We start from the raw sequence: 14,509 nt of genomic DNA, 5'->3' as shown, positions 1-14,509 counted from the left end.
GAAACTTGCGATGGTCCAAGGGGTGGTCGGCCTGAGGGGTCTACCCAGCATCGACGGTGTTCCAACGCGCCTCAGGCGTCCCGTCCGAGTCCCGCAGCACCCATTGACAGCGCTTTCTGAGGCCCATAGGTTGCCGCGAAGTTACCGGTAGAAGCTCGAAAGTTTCGGTTCCGCGTCCCATGCCCACGGGAGGCCCGAGCAATGAGCACGTCCACCACACCGGCCCCGCCGGGCACCCAGGACCCGCCTCCGGCCCGGGCCGCACCCCGCCGCGGCAGACGGACGCCCGCCCGGACCGGCTGGCGGCGGGCGCTGCGCCGTGACTGGCAGTTGTACTCGCTGGCGATCCTGCCGCTGCTGTTCTTCCTGGTCTTCCGCTATCTGCCGATGATCGGCAACGTGATCGCCTTCCGGCGCTTCGAGCCCGGGGGGTCGATCTTCGGCGAGGAGTGGGTGGGGCTGCGGTATGTGCAGATGTTCCTCAACGACCCCACCTTCTGGCAGGTGTTCCGCAACACCCTGTGGATCGGCGGGCTCACGCTGGTGTTCTGCTTCCCGGTCCCGATCGTGCTGGCGCTGCTGCTGAACGAGGTGCGCCGGCGCTCCCTGAAGCGGTTCGTGCAGTCGGTGTCGTACCTGCCGCACTTCCTGTCGATCGTGATCGTCGCGGGCATCACCCTGCAGATGCTGGCCAGCGACGGCCCCGTCAACCACGTCCTCGGCTGGTTCGGCCACGAGCCGGTCCGCTTCATCCAGGAACCCGAGTGGTTCCGCACGATCTACGTCGGCTCGGAGATCTGGCAGACCGCCGGCTGGGGCACGATCCTCTACCTCGCCGCGCTCACCACGATCGACGAGGACCTGTACGAGGCGGCGCGGATCGACGGCGCCAACCGCTGGCAGCAGATATGGCACGTCACCCTGCCCGGTATCCGGCCCACCATGGTCACGCTGCTGATCCTCAACATCGGCACGTTCATGGCGGTCGGCTTCGAGAAGGTCCTGCTGCTGTACAACCCGCTGACGTATCCGACCGCCGACGTGATCTCGACGTACGTCTACCGGGCCGGTGTGGAGTCCAACAGCTTCAGCTACGCAGCCGCCATCGGACTGTTCGAGGCGGTCATCGGCCTGGTCCTCATCACGTCCGCCAACCAGCTCTCGCGTCGCACGGTGGGGACGAGCCTGTGGTGAAGCCGAGCCGTTCCTACCGGGTGTTCCAGGGCGTCAACGGGGTGGTCCTCACCCTCGTCGTGCTGGTGACCCTGTATCCCTTCGCCAACATCCTCGCGCGCTCCTTCAGCGGGGAGCGGCAGATCCGGGCCGGTGAAGTGACCCTGCTGCCCAAGGGGTTCAACCTCACCACGTACGAGATCGTGTTCCAGGACTCGATGTTCTGGCGGAACTACGGCAACACCGTGCTGTACACGGTCGTGGCGACGGCCGTGGCCATGGTCCTGACGACGTGCTACGCCTACGTGCTGTCGAAGAAGCACCTCAAGGGCCGTGGCGTGCTCGTCGGCATCGCCGTGTTCACGATGTTCTTCACCGGCGGCCTGATCCCGAACTACATCCTGGTCACCAGCCTCGGCCTGAAGAACAGCGTCTGGGCGATCGCCCTGCCGAACGCGATCAGTGTCTTCAACCTGCTGGTGATGAAGGCCTTCTTCGAGAACCTGCCGACGGAACTGGAGGAGGCCGCGCAGATCGACGGCCTGAGCACGTACGGCGTTCTGCTCAGGATCGTCCTGCCGCTGTCCAAGGCGGTCGTGGCGACGATGGTGCTCTTCTACTCGGTGTCCTTCTGGAACTCCTGGTTCAGTGCGTTCCTCTACATGGACCGGACCGATCTGATGCCGGTCACCGTCTACCTGCGCAACCTCATCCAGGGAGCCACGGGCGGCGGCAACGCGGGGGCGGGCACCGAGCAGCTCAGCCAGGTCGGCGCGAACATCCAGGCCGTGACCATCGTGCTCACCGCCCTGCCGATCCTCTGCGTGTACCCGTTCGTCCAGCGCTACTTCGTCTCGGGCGTGATGCTCGGCGCCGTCAAGGGCTGACGCCGCGGCCTCCTCGCCCCGCCTACGGAACAAAGGAGTCTCCGTGCAGAACGCAGGACAGCTCTCGCGGCGCCAGATCCTCGCCGCCGCCGGGTTCATCGGCCTCGCCACGGTCACCGGCTGCGGCAGCGGGGACGACGGCGGGGACGGCAAGGACCTGTCGAAGAAGCAGGACGGCGCCATGAAGAACTACCGGGCGGGACAGCAGTTCAAGGCCGCCGAGCCGCTGTCCTTCTCGGTGCTGCACAACAACAACCCGGTCTACCCCATGAAGGACGGCTGGCTGTTCTGGAAGGAGCTCACCGAGCGCACCGGCGTGACCCTCAAGCCGGTGGACGTCCCGCTCGCCGATTACGAGAAGAAGCGCAGCGTCCTCATCGGGGCCGGGGACGCCCCGTTCCTCATCCCGAAGACGTACCACCCCTCCGAGGTCGCCTTCGTCTCCTCGGGTGCCGTCCTGCCGGTCAGCGACTACGTCAAGCTGATGCCCAACTTCCGCGACAAGGTGCGCAAGTGGAAGCTGGAGCCCGAGCTCGACTCCATCCGCCAGTCCGACGGCAAGTACTACCTGCTGCCCGGCCTGCACGAGAAGGCCAAGGCCGGCTACTCGCTGTCCTTCCGTACGGACGTCCTGGACAAGCACGGCCTCACCCTGCCCACCACCTGGGACGAGGTGCACGACGTCCTCAAGGCGCTCAAGGAGGAGTACCCGGACAAGTACCCCTTCTCCGACCGCTGGAGCACCAACACCCCGTTTCCCTGCGGCGCCCTGTTCAGCTACCTCGGACAGGCCTTCGGCGTCAGGGCGGGCTGGACGTACGACAACATCAGCTTCGACCACAAGGCGCAGCAGTACGTCTTCACCGGCGCGCAGGACGGCTACCGCCAGATGGTCGAGTACCTGCGCCAACTCGTCGCCGAGAAGCTCATGGACCCCGAGAGCTTCAGCCAGACCGACGACCAGGCGGTGCAGAAGCTGCTCGCCGAGAAGTGCTACGCGATGAGCGCCAACCCCCAGGAGCTGGTGCAGAACTACCGCTACAACCTTCAGAAGCAGGTCCGGGGCGCGAAGATCGAGATGGTCCCGGTGCCGCTCGGACCGGCCGGGCCCGTGGTGCTGGGCGGCAGTCGCCTGGAGAACGGCGTGATGATCTCCAGCAAGGCGCTGAAGAGCGACAGCTTCGTCGCCATGATGCAGTTCGTGGACTGGCTCTGGTACTCGGACGAGGGCCAGCGACTGGCCCGCTGGGGCGTCGAGGGCGTCACCTACACCCGCTCCGGAAGCCGGTACCGGCCGAAGCCCGGCATCAGCCTCATGGGCTCCGACCCGGACGCCCCGAAGGACATGCAGAAGGACTACGGCTTCTACAACGGCGTCTTCGCCTACGGCGGCAGCTGGGAACTCGTCTCCTCGATGTTCGGCCCGGACGAGAAGAGGTTCCAGGCCGCCATGGCCCGGCGCGAGCAACTGCCCATCGACCCCGCCCACCCGCTCCAGTCGTTCGAGCAGGAACAGGCGACCCTCTGGGACACCCCGCTCAAGGACACCGTCATCCAGAACACCCTCCGGTTCGTCCTCGGCAAGCGCCCGCTGTCCCAGTGGGACGCCTACCTCGCCGAGCTGAAGTCGAAGAACATGCAGCAGCTCGTCGACCTGCACAACAAGGCGTACGAGCGCTTCAGGAAGGAGAACGGGTGATCGGCGTCCCCGGCGCCCCCTGCCGGAAGGCCGCGGCATGAGCACCGTACGCGCCCTCGACTTCGGCACAGGGCCCCTCTCCCGCGCATCCGCCCTCGTCCACACCCTGCTGACGGTCGAGGCGCTGCTCCTCCTCACCGCCTCCCCGGGCCTGGCCGCGCTGCTGCTGCTCGACCCCGACCCCGCGAACCTCCCCCTCGCGGCCCCGTGCCTGCTCCCCCTCGGGCCCGCCCTGTCCGCGGCGCTCTACGCCCTCCACCACCGCAGCTCCGACCTCACCGAACTGCACCCGGCCCGCGCCTACCTGCGCGGGCTGCGGCTCAACGCCGTACCGGCACTGAAACTCTGGACCCCCCTGCTGGTCTGGCTGACGGTCATCGCCTTCACCCTCACGCACTTCTCCGCCACCGGCCTGCCCCGCTGGTGGGCCCTGCTCCTCGCGGCGACCGGCACCGGCTGTCTCCTCTGGGGCGCGCACGCCCTCGTCCTCACCTCGCTCTTCGCCTTCCGCGCCCGCGACACCGCCCGCCTCGCCGCCTACTTCCTGTTCCGGCACGGCCGCGTCACCCTCGCCGTCGCCTCCCTGCTGGTCCTGACGGCCGCGTCGGCAAGTCTGCTGACCGAGGCCGTGGCCGCCCTGCTCGCCGCCCCGCTGCTGCTGTCCCTGCTGCACGGCAGCCGCCCGGTGATCGCCGAGACGCGGAAGGACTTCACCGCATGACGTACGAGATCCGCTACGGCGGCGACCAGCCCTCATGGGCATTCGCGAGGCCTGGTACGTCGCCACCGCCGCCCGCGTCACCCCCGACGGCACCCGCCTGCTCTTCCTCCTCGACCACGCCCCCGAACCGGCCCGCGACGGACCCGCTCACCGGCGAACGGCCGGACCGGGGGCAACCCCTGGTCCTCGATCCCCGGGGCGCGGCGGCCCTTCAGTGGATCCGCCGCCCCCGCCCGTCCGGCACCCCGGACTTGCGGAAGAAGTAGCTGTTGACCTGGTCGCGCCACTCGCGGGCGCCGCGGAGCTGCTCCTCGTAGCGCTCCGTCACCCGCGCATGGCGCGCCGGGTCGACCAGCCCGGCCAGGGACGCCCACACCGACCGGGCCTCCTCGACCTCCTCGACACCCTCGAAGTGCGTGTCGTAGATGTGCTGGATCACGGTCTTCCCGCTCGTCAGCACATGCCCGTACGGCACGTGGTGGAAGAACAGCAGCAGCTCGTCCGGGCAGGTGTCCGGCGATGCGTAGAGTCCGGCCCACGGCTCGCCGTACTGCCCGGCGAAGCCCGTACCGCTCTGCACACTGCGGTCGACGCCGATCCCGTCCCGGTCGGCGAAGTGGTAGGTGCCCCACGGGCTGTACTCGTAGCCGTCCACACTCGGCCCGTAGTGGTGCCCCGGCTGCACCATGAAGCCCACGCCGAGGGGAGCGGTGTACTTCTCGTACGTCCGCCAGGAGCCGTCGAGCACGGCGTGCAGCCCGTCCGCCAACTGCGGGGGTGCGTCCGGGAAGCTGAGCCCGATCCACTCGTCGAGCACCGCGCGCGGCTCGGCGTCCGGCCGCCAGGCCAGCCGCCCGAAGGTGTACAGGTTGGCCTGCGCCAGCGGATGCCCCGTCCAGAACGGGTCGTCCCCGGCGTTCGACACAGCGACGAGCCCGCCCCGGGCCAACTCGCCGACCCGCCGGCCGTGTTCGGGCCGGAACCGCAGGACCTCACTCCACATCGGTCCCAGCCAGCACACATGCCGCTGCTGCCCGGTGTACTCCTGGGTGGCCTGCAACTCCACCGCAAGCCCGGTCCGCGGCATCGCACCGATCAGCGGCGAGACCGGCTCACGCACCTGGAAGTCCATCGGTCCGTGCTTCACCTGGAGCACGGCGTTGGCGGCGAACTCCCCGTCCAGCGGCACGAAATGGTCGTACGCGGCCCGCGCCCGGTCGGTCGTGCGGTCCCGCCAGTCCTGGCGGTGGTCGTAGACGAACGCCCGCCAGTGCACCGTGCCGCCGAACGGCTCCAGCGCCGCCGCCAGCAGGTTCGCCCCCTCGGCGTGACTGCGGCCGTACGCGAACGGCCCCGGCTGCCCCTCCGAGTCCGCCTTCACCACGTACCCGCCGAAGTCGGGTATCGCCTCGTACACCCGCCGCGTCGCCCCGGCCCACCAGTCGCGCACCGCCCCGTCCAGCGGATCGGAGGTGGGCAGCCCGCCCAGCGTGACCGGTGCGGCGAAGGAGACCGACAGGTGGGTGCGGATGCCGTAGGGCCGCAACGCCGCGGCGATGTCGGCCACTTCACCGATCCGGTCGGTCAGCAGGCGCGCCTCGGCCGCGTGCACGTTGACGTTGTTGACGGCGACGGCGTTGATCCCGCACGCCGCGAGCAGCCGTCCGTAGGCCCGCACCCGCTCCAGGTCGCCGCGCGCCCGCCCGTCGTCCCAGAACAGCGAACCGCCGGCGTACCCGCGTTCCACCTGGCCCATGACCGGGTGCACGGCCACGTTGTCCCAGTGGTCGAGCATCCGCAGGGCCAGTGCGGGACGGTGGGTCTCCCTCGCGCGTTCGCCGGTGAAGGCCGCCTCCCCGAGGCGTACGACATGGAACAGCCCGTACAGCAGTCCGCGTCCGCCGGAGGCGGTGACGGTCGTCGTGCCGCCCTCCCGCGCGCAGGTGAACCCCTCCTCGCCGAGGAGCTCCGGACCGTCCGTGCCGAGGCCGAGGACCAGGTCGTACGCGCCGTCCGGTACGGCGTCGCGCCCGACCCGGCCCCCGAACCGCCGGCAGGCCTGAGCCACCTCCCCGTGCACCGTCTCCACCAGCGGACCCGACCCGCGGATCACGGTCCGGCGGCCACCGATCGCCCGGAAGGCGGCAGGCGGCAGCCAGGCCGGGTCGACACCCTCGGGCAGGACGGGCACGGGACGTGGCACGAGACCCCCAACTCAGTTCGTCAGCCCAGCAGTTCGACCTCCGCCAGGGTCGCCTCGCCGTCGAGGACCAGGCGGTACTTCTCGTACGTACCCGGTGACTTCACCGAGAACGCACGGGTCTGCCGGTCCCAGGCGAAGGATTCACCGGAGCGCCGGTCCAGCGTCTGCCAGGTCGTGCCGTCGGAGGATCCCTGGAGCGTCCAGCCGTCCGGTGCCTTCGCCCGGTCCGCCGACGACGTCAGGGTGTACTGGACCGCCTCGGCGCCCTTCCGGACCGGCAGGTCCACGGACGTCACCGCCGCGTCCGTCGCCGACGTGTCGTCGAACAGGGCACCGTCGCCCTCCAGCACGTCCGCGCGGGGCGTCGGCACCTCGTCGTCCCGGGTGATCGACACGGGCGCGGCGTGCGCGCCCGTGCCCCAGGACGACGGCCGCGGACCCATGTCGAACTCCAGGACACCGCCCTTGGCGAGCAGCGCGTGCGGCAGGGAGGTCTTCGACCAGGTCCGGCCGTTGACCTTCACCCCCTGCACGTAGACGTTCCTCGCGCTGTTGCGGGGAGCCTTCACCACCAGCTCACGTCCGTTCTCCAGGTGCACGGTCGCCTTCGTGAACAGGGGCGAGCCGATGGCGTACTCTCCGCTGCCCATCACCAGCGGGTAGAAACCGAGCGCGGAGAACAGGTACCAGGCCGACTGCTCGCCGTTGTCCTCGTCGCCGTGGTAGCCCTGCCCGATCTCGCTGCCGGTGTACAGCCGGGACAGCACCTCGCGGACGTTCTTCTGCGTCTTCCAGGGCTGCCCGGCCGCGTCGTACATGTACAGGGCGTGGTGGGCGACCTGGTTGGAGTGCCCGTACATGCCCATGCGCACGTCCCGCGCCTCGGTCATCTCGTGGATGACACCGCCGTAGGAGCCGACGAACTCGGGCGAGGCCGTCTCGGGGGTGGCCAGGTACGTGTCGAGCTTGTCGGCGAGGCCCTTGCGGCCGCCGTAGAGGTTCGCCAGCCCCCGGCTGTCCTGCGGCGCGGTGAAGGCGTACCCCCAGCCGTTGGTCTCGGTGTAGTCGTGGCCCCACACCCGCGGGTCGTACGTCGCGGACTCCACCCGCCAGTCGCCCTTGGCGTTCCGGCCCTGGAAGAAGCCGGCCTTCGCGTCGAAGAGGTTCACGTAGTCCCGGGCGCGGTCCAGGAAGTACTCCGACTCCTCCTTGTAGCGCCGCTCGCCGGTCTCCTCGTACAGCTTCCGTCCCATGCGGGAGATGCCGTAGTCGTTGAGGTAGCCCTCCAGCGCCCAGGACAGGCCCTCGTGCGTCTCGGTGCTCGTGTAGCCGAGGAAGGGCGAGGTGGCCATGCCCTTGCGGCCGACGCCCGGGTTCGGCGGCACGACCGTCGCGTTCTTCACGGCCGCCTCGTAGGCCGCCTTCGCGTCGAAGTCGACGCCCTTGACGTACGCGTCCGCGAACGCCACGTCCGAGGAGGTGCCCGTCATGAGGTCCGCGTAGCCGGGGGAGGACCAGCGGGAGGTCCAGCCGCCGTCCTTGAACTGCTGCACGAACCCGTCGGCCAGCTCACCCGCCCGCGACGGGGTCAGGAACGCGTACGCGGGCCAGGTCGTCCGGTACGTGTCCCAGAAGCCGTTGTTGACGTACACCTTGCCGTCGACGATCTTCGCGCCGGTGTGTGTCGGGGTGTCCGGCTTCGGCATGGGGGAGAAGGGCGAGGCGTACTGGTACCGGCCCCCGACCTTCTCGAACCCGGAGTTCGGGTACAGGTACAGCCGGTACAGGCTGGAGTACAGCGTCGTCAGCTGGTCGGGCGTCGCCCCCTCGACCTCGACCTTGCCGAGCAGCCGGTCCCACTGCCGCTGGGCGCTCTTCTTCACCGCCTCGAAGGACCTGCCCTCCGGGATCTCCTGGCGCAGGTTGTCCTTGGCCTGGTCGAGGCTGATCAGCGAGGTGGCCAGGCGCAGGGTGACGGTCCGGTCGTCCGTCCTGAAGCGCAGATGGCCCTTGACGCCGCTGGAGTCGCCCTCGGTGACCGGCTTGTCGAACTCGCCGTGGACGAACAGCCGGGTCGCCCCGGTCGACAGTCCGGACTTCACGTCGGAGTAGCCGGTGACGACCCCGTTCTCCTTGTCGAGCGTGAGCCCCGCCTGGTCCGTCACGTTGTCGAAGAGGACGCTCGCGTCGTCGCCGGGGTAGGTGAAGCGCAGCGCCGCCGCGTGGTCGGTCGGCGCCATCTCGGCCTTCAGCCCGTTCTCGAACCGCACCCCGTAGTAGTACGGCCGCGCCGTCTCGTTCTCGTGCCGGAAGGCCAGCTCCCGAGCCTCCCGGCCGAGGTCCGGAGTGCCGGAGGCGACGGACGGCATCACTTGGAAGGTCTGCCGGTCGCCCATCCAGGGACTGGGCTCATGACTCGCGCTGAACGCCTGGATCGTCGGCAGGTTGTCGCGATTGTTGGCCCGCGCGTAGTCGTACAGCCAGCTCAGCGAGCCCGCGTTGGTCACCGGCGTCCAGAAGTTGAAGCCGTGCGGCACCGCCGTCGCCGGGAAGTTGTTGCCGCGTGAGAAGCCGCCGCTGGAGTTGGTGCCCCGGGTCGTCACCGCGTAGTCCGACAGATGCGCCTTCGGCCGCTCGGGGGCGACGGATTCGATCGTCACGTCGTCCAGCCAGCCCCGGAATTTCGCCGGGCCCTTGGGGGAGTCGTACGCCACCAGGATCCGGTCCACGGTCTTCCCGGCCGCGACCGACCCGATCCGCGAGGCCACGTTGTTCCACTGGTTGACGTAGAGGATCTTCGCCGCGCCCTGCCCCTGCGGGGTCAGCGGGAAGCCGTGCTGGTCGGTGGCGCGCAGATCGCTCAGGTGGGTGCCGTCGGTGAAGGCGAGGTCGACGGAGACGTGCGTGGCGTCGTAGTCGAGGTCGCCGTCCGCCATCGAGGGGAAGATCCGGTAGGCCAGCCGCGTGTTCCGGCCGACGGCCACGTTCACGTCGAAGACCTTGTTGTACGAGTACGCCCGCCCCTCGGCGGTGTGCCGGCCGGCGTAGCGCAGCGCCCGCTTGCCCGTGAACCCGGCGCCGGCCTTGGCGGTCGGTGAGCCGCTCGGGCCGCGGTCGACCAGGGAGAGCATGTCCTGCGGGACCGGCCCTTCGCCGCCGCCCGTGGACAGCTGGAGGTCGGCGAGCTGGAGGATGCCGCCGCCGTTGTTCCCGGTGACGTCCAGCCGGAAGTGCCGATACTCGCCGGGTTCGGCGAGGTCGTACGTTTTCGTCTGGAACCGCTCCGAGAAGGATTCGCCCGAGCGGGTGTCGAGAGTCTTCCAGTCCTTGCCGTCGGCGGAGCCCTTCAGGGTCCAGTCCTTGGGGTCGCGCTCGTTGTGGTCGTTGGCCGACGTCAGTGCGTAACGCGCCAGTCCGACTGGTTCGTCCAGGTCGAACTCGGCCCAGCCGGTGGGCTCGAAGGTGAGCCACTTGGTGCTCGGTTCGCCGTCGACGAGGTTCTCCTTCACCTCGCCGCCGCCCGTGTTCTCGGCACTGGCCCGGACATCGGTGACCTGGTCGGTCACGTTGCCCGGTATGCCGCTGCTGTAGCCGCCGTCCACGCCCGAGGCGCGCTTGCCCCCGTCGGGGCCGGCGTCGACGGTGTTCGACCAGTCCGGAACAGGGTCGTCCGCCTCGAACGAGGACGCGAACCCCCGATCGGGTGCATCGGGGGCCTGCGGCAGTGCGACCGCAACGCCCTGCGAACTCAGGGCCAAAGCGAAGGCGGTCGCCGACACGACCGCCGAACCCCATCTGTGCCGAGCTTTCCGCTGCATCAACGGGTACCCTCCCTGCGCAGTGGACAACGTTGTCACGATCAATGCGCAAGGACCAGTAGTTGCCCAAGTGGCGGGGAGTGTCAAGGGTGTTGCCTGTGGCATTCCGGCGCGGTGACCGGGATATTTCCGGCGGAGCACCCACAGGTCACTCATACTTCCGCGAGGTCTCAACTCGGATAAGACCCACGGCCAACCTTGTGTTCGATCTTGATCCGTCGGCGGGAAGTGGACTATACCTGTCGGCGATTCACACGATCCGCACGTCACCATCACGCACGTCACCATCACGTCACCACCCGCACTTTCCTGCACGACCCAGCTTGACCCGATCGCGGTGCCGGGAGGATCCGGTTCACCGCCTGAGTCCTGGAGAAGGCGAGGACTTGAGCATGGGATCCACTTCCGCCGAGAACCACGGCACCGAGGGTGTCGGCCGCCGTGATCTGATCAAACGGTCCGCCGCGCTCGGGCTGATCTCCGTCCCCACCATGAGCTTCCTGTCCGCCTGCGCCAGCAGCGGCGGCGACGGCAGCGGGGACAAGGCCAAGGCCGGCAAGAAGACCGCGAAGAACCCGCTCGCCGTCAACGACACGGCCGGTATGGAATTCGTCCTGTTCGACGGCGGCTTCGGCAAGGAGTACGCCGAGGACGCCGTGAAGATCTACGAGAAGAACTTCCCCAAGGCGACGGTGAAGTTCTCCGCCACCCAGAAGATCCAGTCCACCCTCCAGCCCCGCTTCAACCAGGGCACGCCGCCGGACCTCATCGACAACTCGGGCGCCGAGCAGATGGACATGGGCGTCCTGGTCGGCAAGAACCAGCTCACCGACCTCACCCCGCTCCTCGACGCGCCCTCCTACGACGACCCGGCCAAGAAGGTCCGCGACACGCTGCGCCCCGGCATCGTGGAGATGGGCCAGTTCGACGGCGAGAAGGTCTGGATCCTCTACTACGCCTACACGGTCTACGGCGTCTGGTACTCGCAGAAGGCCCTGGACTCGCTCGACGAGCAGTACCCCGAGACCTGGGACCAGATGCTCGCCGTCTGCGCGAAGGCCAAGAAGAAGGGCATGGCGGGCTGGACGTACGCGGGCAAATACCCGTACTACCTGCCCTTCTCGCTCTACCCGATGATCGGCAAGGTCGGCGGCCGTGAGGTCCTCGACGCCATCGACAACCTGGAGCCGAACGCCTGGAAGCACCCGGCCGTCAAGGCCTGCTTCGAGGCGTACTACGAGCTCTACAAGAAGGGTTACGTCCTCAAGGGCACGCCGGGGCTGGACCACATCCAGTCACAGACCGCGTGGGCCGAGGGCAAGGCGCTGTTCATCCCGAACGGCTCCTGGGTGGAGAACGAGTCGGCCAACGTCATCCCCGAGGACTTCAACCTGGCCGTTTCCGCGCCCACCGGCCTCGATGCGTCCGACAAGATGCCCTTCGGCACCATCTGGGCCTCCGGCGGAGAGCCCTTCATCGTCCCGGCCAAGGCGAAGAACGCCGCCGGAGGCATGGAGCAGCTGCGCATCATGCTCAGCGAGGCTTCCTCGAAGAACTTCACCAGCAAGGTGAAGTCACTGACCGCCTACAACGGCGGCACCGACGGCATCGCCCTCACCCCCGGTCTGAAATCCGGCGTCGCGGCCCTGGACAAGGCCGGTGAGAACGTGGTGAATCCCCGTATGCAGGACTGGTACGTGCAGTTGCAGAAGGAGAAGATCGGCGTCTCCGGGCTGGGCGAGATGATGGCCGGCCGTCTGACCCCGGCCGAGGCCATCAAGAAAATCCAGGCCTTCGCCGACGAGACCGCCAAGGACGATTCCATCAAGCACTACAAGCACCAGTAACGGCACCGGAAAACCAAATTCCGCACACGGCACCGGAGTGGCGATGCAGCACGGCAAGTACCGGTTCATCGTGGGGTTCCTTGCGTTGCCCCTGGGACTGTACGCGCTCTTCGTGGTCTGGCCGTTCATCCAGTCCATCTATTACTCGTTCACGGACTGGACGGGCCTGAGCCCCGAATTCACGATGGTCGGTTTCGACAACTACAGCCGGATGCTCGACGACGACATCTTCTGGAAGTCGTTGCAGCACAGCCTGCTGTTCGCCCTCCTGCTGCCGGTGGTGACGATCGGTCTCGCGCTGTTCTTCGCCTTCATGATCAATGTGGGTGGCAGAAAGAGAAGGAACGGCCCGGTGATCACCGGTGTCCGCGGCTCCTCCTTCTACAAGATCGTCTACTTCTTCCCGCAGGTCCTCTCGATCGCCATCGTCGCGCTGCTGTTCGCGTTCGCGTACAACCCGGACAGCGGCGCGCTCAACTCGCTGCTGCGCGGCATCGGCCTGGACGACGTCCAGCCCCTGTGGCTGGGCGACCCGGATCTGGCCCTCTGGGCGGTGATGGCGGTCCTCGTCTGGTCGACGGTCGGCTTCTTCGTCGTCCTCTTCTCCGCGGGCATGGCCTCGATCCCGGCGGAGATGTACGAGGCCGCGCTCCTGGACGGCGCGAACCGCGTCACCACGTTCTTCCGGGTCACCCTGCCCCTCCTCTGGGACACGGTGCAGTCCGGCTGGGTCTACATGGGCATCCTCGCCCTGGGCGCCGAGTCGTTCGCGGTCGTGCAGATCATGACGACCGGGCCGGGCGGTCCCGACTACTCGACCACCGTCATGGTCCTGTACGTGTACCAGAAGGCGTTCCGTGACGGGCAGGCCGCCTACGCCACCACCATCGGTGTCGCCCTGCTCGTCGTCACGCTGGCCTTCGCCGCCGTGGTGATGCGGCTGGGCCGTCGCGAGCGGCTGGAGTACTGATGAAGACGACCGAAACCCCCGCTCCGCTCCCGGCCGAGTCCGGCGCACCCCTGGCCAAGGAGGATCTCCCGCCGGCCCTGCCGCCCAAGGAGAAGAAAGAGGGCACGGTCCTCAACGTCTTCTCCCACGGGGTCCTGGTCATCTGGGCGTTCATGGTGGTCATGCCGCTGCTCTGGGCGGTCATGACGTCCTTCAAGGACGACCGCTCGATCTTCAGCTCCCCCTGGTCGCTCCCGGACTCCCTGCACTTCGACAACTGGTCGCGGGCGTGGACCCAGGCCAACATGAGCGACTACTTCCTCAACACCGTGCTCGTGGTGGGCGGCTCACTCATCGGCACGCTGGTCCTCGGTTCCATGGCGGCCTACGTCCTGGCCCGCTTCGACTTCCCGGGGAACCGGTTCATCTACTACCTGTTCATCGGCGGCATGAGCTTCCCGATCATGCTCGCGCTGGTCCCGCTGTTCTACGTCGTGAACAACATGGGCCTGCTGAACACCATCCACGGCCTGATCCTCGTCTACATCGCCTACTCCCTGCCGTTCACGGTCTTCTTCCTGACGGCGTTCTTCCGCACGCTGCCGACGTCGATCGCCGAGGCGGCGTTCGTCGACGGGGCCTCCCACAGCCGCACGTTCTTCCAGATCATGCTCCCCATGGCGAAGCCCGGCCTGATCAGCGTCGGCATCTTCAACTTCCTCGGGCAGTGGAACCAGTACATGCTGCCGACGGTCCTGAACACCGACCCCGACAAGCGCGTCCTCACCCAGGGCCTGGTCCAGCTGGCGGTCAGCCAGGGCTACAAGGGCGACTGGTCGGGCCTCTTCGCGGGCCTCGTCATGGCGATGCTGCCGGTGCTGGCGGCGTACATCATCTTCCAGCGGCAGGTGGTGCAGGGGCTTACTGCGGGGGCGCTGAAGTAGGAGCCGGGGGTTCACACGCCGGCGTTCCCGGACGCTCGGCGTTGCCGCTGAGCGCGGGTGGGTCCGCGACCCGGCGCGACGGGGGGCGCTGCGCCCACCCGCGCCACCCTCAGCGGCACGCATGCCCGCGGCTGGGCAGAGCGCGCCCGCACCCGCGTACGGCGAGCAGGGGACGTGTCGGGGGGTGCCCGCCCGCAGCGGTTGGCGCGTCAACGAACAGTCAGTCGGCACGCAAGCCCATCGCGCCGTTCCGAGGACGGACACCCCC

At 68.3% G+C, this 14,509-nt stretch carries 9 protein-coding genes; 7 read left to right on the top strand and 2 right to left on the bottom strand.

Annotation, left to right across the window (positions count from 1 at the left end; all coding sequences use genetic code 11):
* The first annotated feature begins 201 nt into the window (after positions 1 to 201).
* From GTY56_RS32200 to GTY56_RS32185, 4 genes are read left to right on the top strand one after another with little or no spacing between them, the layout of a single operon-like run.
* Entirely contained in the window at positions 202 to 1,194 is a 993-nt protein-coding gene (locus GTY56_RS32200; protein ID WP_161368801.1) for an ABC transporter permease, read from the top strand.
* The gene (locus GTY56_RS32195; protein WP_161368800.1) at positions 1,188 to 2,060 is read left to right on the top strand and encodes an ABC transporter permease subunit; all 873 of its coding nucleotides are present in this window, start codon (positions 1,188 to 1,190) and stop codon (positions 2,058 to 2,060) included. The genes GTY56_RS32200 and GTY56_RS32195 overlap by 7 nt, the downstream gene beginning before the upstream one ends.
* Before the next feature lie 43 nt (positions 2,061 to 2,103).
* The gene (locus GTY56_RS32190) at positions 2,104 to 3,759 is read left to right on the top strand and encodes an extracellular solute-binding protein (RefSeq protein WP_161368799.1); all 1,656 of its coding nucleotides are present in this window, start codon (positions 2,104 to 2,106) and stop codon (positions 3,757 to 3,759) included.
* 37 nt (positions 3,760 to 3,796) lie between these two features.
* Positions 3,797 to 4,480 (top strand): hypothetical protein, encoded by a 684-nt coding sequence (locus tag GTY56_RS32185; protein ID WP_161368798.1) that lies wholly within the window; start codon positions 3,797 to 3,799, stop codon positions 4,478 to 4,480.
* A 211-nt stretch (positions 4,481 to 4,691) separates the two neighbouring features.
* On the opposite strand, the gene GTY56_RS32180 is transcribed toward GTY56_RS32185, so the two are convergent.
* Together GTY56_RS32180 and GTY56_RS32175 are read right to left on the bottom strand one after the other, a co-directional pair.
* Positions 4,692 to 6,683 (bottom strand): alpha-glucuronidase, encoded by a 1,992-nt coding sequence (locus GTY56_RS32180; protein ID WP_161368797.1) that lies wholly within the window; start codon positions 6,681 to 6,683, stop codon positions 4,692 to 4,694.
* 20 nt (positions 6,684 to 6,703) lie between these two features.
* A complete protein-coding gene (locus tag GTY56_RS32175) occupies positions 6,704 to 10,501 on the bottom strand; it encodes a GH92 family glycosyl hydrolase (protein ID WP_202511023.1) in 3,798 nt (1,265 codons plus the stop codon).
* Positions 10,502 to 10,893: 392 nt separating this feature from the next.
* Here GTY56_RS32175 and ngcE point away from each other — a divergent pair, with 392 nt between their 5' ends.
* Genes ngcE through GTY56_RS32160 form a run of 3 tightly spaced genes read left to right on the top strand, consistent with a single transcriptional unit; the run spans position 10,894 to position 14,241 of the window.
* Positions 10,894 to 12,348 carry an N-acetylglucosamine/diacetylchitobiose ABC transporter substrate-binding protein gene (gene ngcE, locus GTY56_RS32170; protein WP_161368796.1) on the top strand — a complete coding sequence of 485 codons (1,455 nt, stop codon included), beginning with the start codon at positions 10,894 to 10,896 and terminating at the stop codon, positions 12,346 to 12,348.
* A 43-nt stretch (positions 12,349 to 12,391) separates the two neighbouring features.
* Positions 12,392 to 13,318, top strand: coding sequence for a carbohydrate ABC transporter permease (locus GTY56_RS32165; protein ID WP_161368795.1), 927 nt, complete (start codon positions 12,392 to 12,394; stop codon positions 13,316 to 13,318).
* Positions 13,318 to 14,241: a carbohydrate ABC transporter permease gene (locus GTY56_RS32160; RefSeq protein ID WP_161368794.1), complete on the top strand. Its 924-nt coding sequence runs from the start codon at positions 13,318 to 13,320 to the stop codon at positions 14,239 to 14,241. Before GTY56_RS32165 ends, GTY56_RS32160 begins: the two co-directional genes overlap by 1 nt.
* The last annotated feature ends 268 nt before the right edge of the window (positions 14,242 to 14,509 follow it).

Origin of the sequence: Streptomyces sp. SID5643 (genome assembly GCF_009872555.1) — a bacterium.
Taxonomy (GTDB): Bacteria; Actinomycetota; Actinomycetes; order Streptomycetales; family Streptomycetaceae; genus Streptomyces; species Streptomyces iakyrus.
The sequence above is the reverse complement of the archived record's forward strand: the minus strand, read 5'-3'. Positions and strand labels throughout refer to the sequence as shown.

Bases quoted from the DNA above. Each gene is read 5' to 3' on its own strand.
- GTY56_RS32200 (WP_161368801.1), top strand. From the start codon at position 202: ATGAGCACGTCCACCACACCGGCCCCGCCGGGCACCCAGGACCCGCCT.
- GTY56_RS32185 (WP_161368798.1), top strand. From the start codon at position 3,797: ATGAGCACCGTACGCGCCCTCGACTTCGGCACAGGGCCCCTCTCCCGC.
- GTY56_RS32175 (WP_202511023.1), bottom strand. From the start codon at position 10,501: ATGCAGCGGAAAGCTCGGCACAGATGGGGTTCGGCGGTCGTGTCGGCG.
- ngcE (WP_161368796.1), top strand. From the start codon at position 10,894: ATGGGATCCACTTCCGCCGAGAACCACGGCACCGAGGGTGTCGGCCGC.
- GTY56_RS32165 (WP_161368795.1), top strand. From the start codon at position 12,392: ATGCAGCACGGCAAGTACCGGTTCATCGTGGGGTTCCTTGCGTTGCCC.
- GTY56_RS32160 (WP_161368794.1), top strand. From the start codon at position 13,318: ATGAAGACGACCGAAACCCCCGCTCCGCTCCCGGCCGAGTCCGGCGCA.